We start from the raw sequence: 8201 nt of genomic DNA on the forward strand, positions 1-8201 counted from the left end.
GGCCGGGCCTGCGGGGGGCGCGCGTCAGTGCGAAGGCGCGGGTGGGCGAGGGGAGAACCCTCGGCCGCCGTTACTCCGTGGCGATCGCGTTGAGGATGTTCATCCGGCCGGCGCGGAACGCCGGCATCAGGGCCGCCAGGAGGCCGACGATCGCCGAGCCGATGAAGACCGTCAGGAGCGTGCCCCAGGGGATCTCCAGGACCCGCATGCCCTCCAGCGCCATCAGCTGCTGGCCCGCCGCGCCCCAGGCCAGGCCCAGGACCAGGCCGAGGAGCGCGCCGAAGAGGGCGATGACGACCGACTCCAGGCGGATCATCCGCCGCAGCTGCCGGCGCGAGAGGCCGATGGCCCGCATCAGGCCGATCTCCCGAGTGCGCTCCACCACCGACAGGGCCAGCGTGTTGATCACGCCGAGCACCGCCACGATGATCGCCAGCGCCAGCAGCCCGTAGACCATGTTGAGCAGCTGCCCCACCTGGTCCTGGATCAGCTCCTTGTACTCGGCCTGGTCGCGGACCTCCATCTGCGGGTAGGGCTCCATGGCCGCGTCGAGCGCGGCGCGCGCCGCGTCCTGCTGGCCCTCCGCCGCCGCGGCGAAGATCATCGACGGCAGCGGCATGGCCGCCTCGTCCGGCACGCCCTCGCGGAGGGTCTGGAGGCCGAGGTTCCAGGTGCCGGTCGCCACCGCCTCCTCCTGGGAGAGGATCGCCCGCACCGTGACGGTGACCGTGCCGCCGTCGAACGTCACCGGCAGTTCGTCGCCGAGCGCGATGCCGTACTCCTCGGCGTCCTCGTCACCCACGGAGACGCCGCCGGGCTGGAGCGCCTCGCCGAGGTCGCCCTCGACGACGTCCATGGCGATGTCCTGCTCGTAGGTGGGGTCGGCGGCGCTCAGCAGCACGTCGACGTCCTCACCGTTCGGCATGGCCACCTCGGTCCGCACGTTGGCGACCTCGGTGACGTGGTCCAGCTCGGCCACGTCCCGCACCGCCGCCGTGACGTCCGGCTGGATCTGCGTGAAGGTGCTGCTGTTGATGATGTAGTCGGCGCCCAGCGACTCGTCTATCTCCTCGGTCGCCGAGGCCACCATCGAGGAGCCGACCACCGACAGGCCGGCGACCAGCGCCAGGCCGATCATCAGGGCGGAGGCGGTGGCGCCGGTGCGGCGCGGGTTGCGCAGCGCGTTGCGCTCGGCGAGCCGGCCGACCGGGCCGAAGCCGCGCAGCAGCACCGCGCTCAGGCCGCGCACCACCAGGCCCACCAGGGCCGGTCCGACGAGGATCAGGCCGACCAGGCTCAGCACCACGCCGAGGGCGAGGAAGCCGGCGCCGTCCGCCGCCGACTCGACGGTGGCGGTGCCGGCCAGGGCGGCGAGGCCGAGGACGGTGAACGCCGCGCCGATCCCGGCCCTGATCCGGCCGGCCCGCACGTCGCCCGGCATGCCGGCGTCGCGCAGCGCGGCCATCGGGCTGATCTTGCCGGCCCGCCGGGCCGGGATGTAGGCGGCGAGGAGGGTGACGACGATGCCGAGCACGATGCCGACGACCGGCACGGAGGTCTCGATCGTCAGGTCCTCGGTGCTGAGGTTCATGCCGAGGGCGCTCATCAGGGCCATCAGGCCCACGGCGATGCCGACGCCGGCGCCGAAGCCGAGGACCGAGCCGATGAGGCCGAGCAGCAGCGCCTCGATGAGCACCGACCGGTTGACCTGGCGGCGGCTGGAGCCGATGGCCCGCATCAGGCCGATCTCGCGGGTGCGCTGGGCGACCAGCATGGAGAAGGTGTTGACGATCAGGAAGATCCCGACCAGCAGGGCCAGGCCGGCGAAGCCGAGCAGCACGTACTCGAGGATGGACAGGACCTCGCCCAGCGCGTCCCGGTTCTCCTCGATGTACTCGGCGGAGGTCTGGAGCTTGTAGGTGTCCGCGCCGACGACGGACGCGACGGCCGACTTGAGGTCGGCGTCGCTGACGGCGCCGGTGGAGTCGACATAGATGGTGGTGAACCCGTCCTCACCGCCGAGCAGGTACTCCTGGGCGGTGGCCCGGTCCAGGTAGAAGAGGGCGGCGCCGGGGTTGGTGATGGTGAAGTCGACGATGCCGGTGACTGTGACCTGGTAGTCGCCGATGGCGGTGATCAGGCGGATCTCGTCACCGATCGCGATGTCCTTGCCGTCCGCCGTGTCCCCGTCGACCATGACCTCGCCCGGGCCGGCGGGCTCGCGGCCCTCGGCGATCTCCGAGGTGCGGAGCTCGACGTCGGACCAGTTGGTGACGACGGTCGGGGCGCCGGTGGTGGGGCCGAGGTTCTCGTTGTCGGCGTTGACGGCCACGGCGTTGGTGGCGGCCACGTTGCCGGTGACCCGCTCCACCCCGTCGACGGAGGAGATCTCGTCGACGACGGAGGCCGGCACGGTGTCGGGGATGCCGTTGGCCGGGCCGCTGTCGCCCTCGACGGCGCTGACCTCGTCGTCCCGCTCGGCCGGCGCGATCATGACGTTCGAGGCGGACTCCGCGAACAGCTTGTCGAAGGTGGTGTTCATGGTGGCGGTGAACACCAGCGTGCCGCAGACGAACGCCACCGACAGCACCACGGCCATCCCGGACAGGACCATCCGGCCCTTGTGCGAGAAGAAGCTCCGCAGCGAGGTCTTGAGGACGGTCACGACGTCCGCCCCTGCGCGTCGAAGCCACGCATGCGGTCCAGCACCCGGTCGGCCGTCGGCTGCCGCATCTCGTCGACGATGCGGCCGTCGGCGAGGAAGACGATGCGGTCGGCGTAGGCGGCGGCCACGGGGTCGTGGGTGACCATGACGATGGTCTGGCCGAGGTCGTCGACGGAGCGGCGCAGGAAGCCGAGGACTTCGGCGCCGGCGCGGGAGTCGAGGTTGCCGGTGGGTTCGTCGCCGAAGATGATCTCGGGTCGGGCGGCGAGGGCGCGGGCCACGGCGACACGCTGCTGCTGCCCACCGGAGAGCTGGTTGGGACGGTGCTTGAGACGGTCGGCCAGGCCGACGGTGGACACGACCCGGTCCAGCCAGTCCTTGTCCGGCCTGCGCCCGGCTATGTCCATCGGCAGCGTGATGTTCTCGATCGCGTTCAGCGTCGGCAGCAGGTTGAACGCCTGGAAGATGAAGCCGACGTGGTCCCGCCGCAGCTTCGTCAGCTTCTTGTCCTTCAGACCCGTGATCTCCGTCGACCCGATCCAGATCCGCCCACTGGTCACCGTGTCCAGACCCGCCAGACAGTGCATCAACGTCGACTTGCCGGAACCCGAAGGCCCCATGATCGCCGTGAAGCCGCCGCGCTCCACGTCGACCGTGACGTCGTCCAGGGCGACGACCCGCGTCTCCCCGTCCCCGTACGCCTTGACCACGCCCTCCGCGCGCGCGGCCACGGCCGAGTGCCCTCCGCTGCCCCCGGTCGCCGGATCCACTACAGCCGTTGCCACTCTTGTCTCCTTGTTCGCTTCTTCCGGAACCCCACTCGATTTCCCCCAGAGCCTAGGCAACCGTCACCCGGCCCCGCGTCGCCCCTGAGGACGACCCCGGGGTCGGAGAAAGTCGCGGCTTCCCCTAGGGGAGACCCGAGGAAGGGTGCTGCCTCACGTAGGGGGAAGGTCAAGTCGGGCCCGCCGGCCGGGGCGGGTGGGGGTGACGATGACCTAGTGTTCGCCGCTCGCTCTGCATAAGATCGAGCGGCCACCCTCGACCGACCGGATCATCAGCACACGGGAGTGCTCAAGTGAAGCGTCGCCGTACGTCCGCGCTGACCGTAACCGCCGCCGTCGCGCTGCTCGCCGCCACCCCGCTGCTGACCGGCTGCTCCACCGACGCCCACCCGGGCGACGCGGCCGTCGTCGGCGACCGGAGCATCTCGCTGGCCACCGTCCAGGCGCGGGTCGACGCCGTGCGCGACGCGCAGCGCGACCAGCCCAACGCCGACGAGCTGATCGCCACCACGGCCGCGCTGACCCAGCAGACGGTCAACTCCCTCGTCTACATGCAGATCCTGGAACAGGCCGCCGCCGACGCGGGCGTCGAGGTCACCCGCCGCGACGTGCAGGAGGAGCGGGCCAACGTCGTCGCCAACCTCGGCGGCGAGGAGCAGCTGCGGCAGGCCGCGCTGATGCCGCAGGGCGGCGTCCCGCTCGCCGGCGACGAGCAGATCGACGAGACGATCCGCAGCCAGCTGCTCTTCCAGGGCCTCGCCCAGCGGATCGGCGCCGACATGGACCCCAACGGCCAGCAGCTGCTGATCGACGAACTGACCCGCACCGCGGAGCGGGTCGGCGTGGACGTCAACCCGCGGTACGGCGAGTGGGACGCGCGTCAGGTCATGCTGGTCGCCGCGGACGAGCCGTGGCTGCGGTCCGGCGAGCAGGCCGAGCTGCCCGTCGTCGACCCCGCGTAGCGGGCCGCGGCGGCCGTTACGCTCGACGGCGTGACGACCGAAGAGCTGCGCGGCCCGGGCCGCATCGTGCTGTTGACCACCACCCACCGGGTGGCCCCCGGCCTGCTCTCCTGGCCGGCGTGGCAGGAGCTGCGCGGCGCCGACCTGGTCCTGTGCCGGGACGCCGGGCACCCGCAGCTCCCCTACGTCAAGGACGCCGGCGTCCCCGTCGAGACGCGCGACCCGAGCGCCGCGGAGCTCGTGTCGGCCTGCGCCGGCGACCGTTCCGTGGTGGTGCTCGCCTCCGCCGAGGGTGAGCCGCGGCTCACCGAGGAACTGGCGGCCCTGGCCGGCTCCGGCCGGGCCACCGCCCTGCCGTCCCTGGAACTGCTGCCCGGCTCCTACGACCTGCCGGGCGCGCGGCTGCTCGACCTGGTCCAGGTGATGGACCGCGTCCGCGCCGAGTGCCCGTGGGCTTCGACGCAGACCAGCGCCGAGATCGCCAGGTACGGCATCGAGGAGGTCTACGAGCTGGTCGAGGCCATCGAGGCGGGCGATGTCGCGGAGATCCGCGAGGAGTTGGGCGACGTGCTCCTCCAGGTGGTGTTCCACGCGCGGATCGCCGCGGAGGACCCCGAGCGGCCGTTCGACATCGACGACGTGGCGGCCGGCATCGTGGCCAAGCTGGTCCGCCGCCACCCGCACGTCTTCGGCGACGCGCGCGCCGAGACGGCCGAGGACGTCAAGGCGCTGTGGTTCGCGGCGAAGGCCGCCGAGAAGCGGCGCGACTCGGTCACGGACGGCGTGCCGCTCTCCCAGCCGGGCCTCGCGCTGGCCGCCAAGCTCGCGGCTCGGGCCCGCCGCGCCGGCCTGCCGGCGCCGCCGGAACCGGCGGAACCGGCGGGCACCGACGACTACGGCTACCGCCTGCTCGCACTCGCCGCCGAGGCGGAAGCGGCCGGCACCGACCCCGAAACGGCCCTCCGCACGGCCGCCCGCACCTACCGCGACACCCTGCGGGCCGCCGAGCGCGGCGAACGCTGACGGACGGCCCCGCCTCTCCGGGGCGGTGGGCCACCAAACGCGCTGGCGCGCTGCGTCGCCCACCGCTGACGCGGAGCCCGCCCGCTGCGCGGGCGCGGGCCGGCCGCTGACGCGGCACAGGCGGCGAAGCCGCGGCCCCGTCGCCGGCCGGGCCACGGCGCGGAGCGCCGGGCCGCGGCGGAAGCCCGCGCGGCCAGCGCCGCGCGCCGCGCGTCACGCGTCCGGGGCGACGAGGCGGTGGGGGCGGGCGCCGGCGAGGAGTGTGTTGAGGCCGGTGAGGACGTCGTGGCCCAGGTACCAGTCGCCCGTGTGATCGACGCAGTAGAGCCGTCCCTCGCGGTCGACCGCGAGGAGCGCCGTGCCGCCGCCCTCCGCGCCCAGGGGGCACAGTTCGGTGCCCAGGGCCCGGCCGAGTTCGCCGAGGGTGCGGGCCCAGTGCCGGCCGAGCAGCGGGTCGATCACCACCTGGCAGGCGGCCAGTTCCACGCCGGGCCCGATCGGCCGCAGCGTCACGGCGCCGAGTTCGGCCCAGGCCTCGAACGCGGCCGGGAAGAGGTGGTGCGGGTGCCCGTGCGGGGAGCGGTGCGCGCTGAGCGCGTCCGCCCAGCGTTCGGCCTGTGCCGCGTGCAGCCGGCCCGGCTGCCAGCCCGCCGCCATCAGCGCCTCCTCCGCGTTGCCCACCCCCCACGGCGCGCCGGCCGCCGGCGCGTCGTCGACGAGCGGCGCCGCGCTGAAGCTGCGCACCCCGAGCCGGGCGATCAGCACCGCGCAGGAGCGGCAGTGCGGTGCGTAGCTGCCGTGCTCCGGGTCGCCGTCCTCGCGGATGTGGCGGGTGGTGATGCCCGCGTCCCGCAGCGCCCTCCTCGCCTCGGCGAGGTCGGCGGCGCCGGTCTGGTGGAGGTGGCGGGAGAGCAGCGCCGCCTCGGGGCAGCGCCCCAGGTGGCGTTCGCGCTGGCCCGTGCCGAGGCCGGCGTAGATCTCCTCGACGACCGGGTGCAGCTCCGGCGCCTCGGCGGCGCGCGTCGCGGTGCCGGTCAGCGCGCCGGTCTCCGGCAGCGACAGGGCGGCGGCGGTGGTGGGCAGGATGCCGTCGCGGCGGTGCAGCAGCGCGGGCGGCGGCGGTGCCGCGTCGCGCCGGTGTCGGCCGGGCTCGCCCGGCGCCGAGGCCTCAGAATCCGTTATCACGAGCACGATCGTGCCACCGTCGACGCGACCCCATAGGCTGTGCGCGTACAGCGTGATGAATGCGGCAGGGGACGTTACGCCATGATGACTGGGCGGCTCGGGCAGCAGGCCACCCCACCGAACCGGGCGTATGCCGGACAGGTGGTGCAGTTTCCCGACCCGGTGCGGGCGGCCCGCTTCCCGCAGGGGATACGGGTGGACGCACAGGGTTACCCCGACTTCTCCCCGTACGCGAGAGCCGCGGCGGAGATCGCCGAGCCGCCCGACGGCTTCGGCGTCGACGAACTGCGCCTCACCGACTACGTGTCCGCCAACGCGGCGCTGCACGCCTCCGGTCACGAGCTGTGGGCCGACCTGCCGCCGGTGGCGACCCCGCACGGCTGGACCTGGCACCACGTCGCGCACTCCCGGCGCCTCGAACTCGTGCCGGTGGAGGTGAAGGCCCTGCTGCGGCACCACGGCGGCCTCGCGACCACCGTCGTCGACCAGAGCAAGCGCGGCACCCGCCCGCTGGCCGAGACCCGGCCCACGCACTTCCAGGTGCCGCACTCGGTGGCCGTCCCCGAGGACCGGGTGCGCGCCGCCGAGGAGCGGCTCGGCTACCGGCTGCCGGAGGCGTACCGGTCCTTCCTGAAGGCGGCCGGCGGCTGCGCGCCGATGGGCGTGGCGCTCGACGCGGAGCTGGGGCTGCTGATCGACCAGCCGTTCTTCACGCTGCGCGAGGAGGCCGCGGTCAACGACGTGGTCTACATCAACAAGTGCCTGCGGGACCACCTCACCAAGGACTACCTGGGCGTGGCCTTCGTGCACGGCGGGATCATCGCGGTCAAGGTGCGCGGCGAGGACCTGGGGTCCGTCTGGCTCTGCCCCTACGACGACGTGCGGGACCGTGACGGCCTGGGCATCGCGCAGCGGGTCACCGAGCTGCTGCTGCCGTGCGGGGCGGACTTCGACGACTTCCTGCTGCGGCTCGCCGGCGATCCGCCGGAGCTGGAGACCGTGGCGAAGCTGATGGTGGACGGCGGATTCGCGCGTGCCGTTCCGGTGGAGGAGTGAGCCTGATGGTGACGTTCGCGCAGGCGCAGGAGCGGGCCGACCGTTGGGTGAACGGCGGTCCCGGCGGTGAGCCGCGCCGCGAGGTGCGGGTGCGGGAGTTCGACCTGGGCTTCGTGGCCTGGGCGGAGGACGCGAACGGGAACAGCCTCGGCGGCGGCCGGCTGGTGATAGCGCGGGACAGCGGGGACACGACGCTGTGGCCGGCGCTGCCGGTGAGCGAGGTGATCCGGCGGTACGAGGAGGAGTACGGCGCGGCGGCGGACGGCCAGGAGCCGGCGGCCGCGGAGCCGGAGCGGGTGGATCTGCACGCGACGTCCTTCCTGCTGACGCCGCCGCAGTGGCTCCAGGACGCGATGGCCCAGGCGGACGGCGGCGGTGGCGGTGCGGGCGGCGGTTCCGCCGTGCCGGCCGCGCCCACCCCGCCGCCGGCGGGCCGCCCTTGGGCTCCGCCGGGTCAGCCGGCCCCGGCTGGCGCCGGCCGCCAGGCCGAGCCGGCCGGCGCGCCGCCCGTGGGCGCGGTGGCGG

The 8201-nt window shown here is 73.8% G+C and carries 6 protein-coding genes and 1 pseudogene; 4 read left to right on the forward strand and 3 right to left on the reverse strand.

Annotation, left to right across the window (positions count from 1 at the left end):
* Positions 1–70 precede the first annotated feature (70 nt).
* Together ACFWI8_RS35725 and ACFWI8_RS35730 are read right to left on the reverse strand one after the other, a co-directional pair.
* On the reverse strand, positions 71–2665 hold the full coding sequence (locus tag ACFWI8_RS35725; RefSeq protein ID WP_387100274.1) for an ABC transporter permease: 2595 nt from the start codon (positions 2663–2665) through the stop codon (positions 71–73).
* The gene (locus ACFWI8_RS35730) at positions 2662–3450 is read right to left on the reverse strand and encodes an ABC transporter ATP-binding protein (RefSeq protein ID WP_387100277.1); all 789 of its coding nucleotides are present in this window, start codon (positions 3448–3450) and stop codon (positions 2662–2664) included. The genes ACFWI8_RS35725 and ACFWI8_RS35730 overlap by 4 nt, the downstream gene beginning before the upstream one ends.
* Positions 3451–3743: 293 nt before the next feature.
* On the opposite strand from ACFWI8_RS35730, the gene ACFWI8_RS35735 reads away from it, so the two are divergent.
* Positions 3744–4412, forward strand: coding sequence for a SurA N-terminal domain-containing protein (locus ACFWI8_RS35735; RefSeq protein WP_387100279.1), 669 nt, complete (start codon positions 3744–3746; stop codon positions 4410–4412).
* 30 nt (positions 4413–4442) lie between these two features.
* Positions 4443–5435 (forward strand): nucleoside triphosphate pyrophosphohydrolase, encoded by a 993-nt coding sequence (locus ACFWI8_RS35740; protein WP_387100281.1) that lies wholly within the window; start codon positions 4443–4445, stop codon positions 5433–5435.
* A gap of 213 nt (positions 5436–5648) precedes the next feature.
* Here ACFWI8_RS35740 and ACFWI8_RS35745 read toward each other — a convergent pair whose 3' ends face one another.
* Positions 5649–6620, reverse strand: coding sequence for an SUKH-3 domain-containing protein (locus tag ACFWI8_RS35745; RefSeq protein ID WP_387100284.1), 972 nt, complete (start codon positions 6618–6620; stop codon positions 5649–5651).
* A gap of 81 nt (positions 6621–6701) precedes the next feature.
* Here ACFWI8_RS35745 and ACFWI8_RS35750 point away from each other — a divergent pair, with 81 nt between their 5' ends.
* Together ACFWI8_RS35750 and ACFWI8_RS35755 are read left to right on the forward strand one after the other, a co-directional pair.
* On the forward strand, positions 6702–7676 hold the full coding sequence (locus tag ACFWI8_RS35750) for an SMI1/KNR4 family protein (RefSeq protein ID WP_387100287.1): 975 nt from the start codon (positions 6702–6704) through the stop codon (positions 7674–7676).
* Positions 7677–7681: 5 nt separating this feature from the next.
* A pseudogene (locus tag ACFWI8_RS35755) lies at positions 7682–8201 on the forward strand (hypothetical protein); the annotation flags it as partial.

Source organism: Streptomyces sp. NPDC127098 (assembly GCF_042722465.1).
GTDB classification, from domain to species: domain Bacteria; phylum Actinomycetota; class Actinomycetes; order Streptomycetales; family Streptomycetaceae; genus Streptomyces; species Streptomyces millisiae.

Excerpts from the sequence above, each read along its gene's own strand:
- ACFWI8_RS35750 (WP_387100287.1), top strand. The coding sequence starts at position 6,702 with ATGATGACTGGGCGGCTCGGGCAGCAGGCCACCCCACCGAACCGGGCG.